1 protein-coding gene is annotated in these 677 nt (G+C 64.0%); it reads left to right on the top strand.

All coding sequences use genetic code 11. The features are described 5' to 3' along the window. Positions 1 to 677, top strand: a 677-nt coding sequence (locus HP499_RS24730; protein ID WP_172326638.1) for an adenylosuccinate synthetase, incomplete at both ends; no start/stop codon positions are given.

The raw sequence follows: 677 nt of genomic DNA, 5'->3' as shown, positions 1-677 counted from the left end.
GGTCAAGCCCAACGGCGGTAACAACGCCGGGCACACCGTGGTTGTTGGCGGTGAGAAGTATGAGCTGAAGCTCCTTCCCGCGGGCATCCTGAGCCCCAACGCCATTCCCATTATCGGCAACGGTTGCGTGGTGAACCTTGAGGCCCTGTTCCAGGAAATCGACGGCCTTGAAGCCCGTGGCGCGGACACTTCCCGCCTGCGTGTTTCGGCCAACGCCCACCTGGTTGCTCCGTACCACCAGGTGCTGGACAAGGTGACCGAGCGCTTCCTTGGCAGCCGCGCCATCGGCACCACGGGCCGCGGCATCGGCCCCGCGTACATGGACAAGGTGGCCCGCCTGGGTATCCGGGTCCAGGACGTCTTTGACGAGTCCATCCTCCGCCAGAAGGTGGAGGGCTCGTTGCGCCAGAAGAACGAGCTCCTGGTCAAGGTCTACAACCGCCGGGACATCATTGCCGACGAAATTGTGGAGTATTTCCTCTCCTTCGCCGAGAGGCTGCGCCCGCTGGTCATCGACAGCACACTTGTCCTCAACAACGCTTTGGACGAGGGCAAGGTTGTGCTCATGGAAGGTGGCCAGGCCACGTTCCTGGACGTCGACCACGGCACCTACCCGTTCGTCACCTCCTCCAACCCGACCGCCGGCGGCGCGTCGGTTGGCTCGGGCATCGGCCCCA

It is taken from the genome of Paenarthrobacter sp. CM16 (assembly GCF_013179505.1).
Classification (GTDB): domain Bacteria; phylum Actinomycetota; class Actinomycetes; order Actinomycetales; family Micrococcaceae; genus Arthrobacter.
The sequence above is the reverse complement of the archived record's forward strand: the minus strand, read 5'-3'. Positions and strand labels throughout refer to the sequence as shown.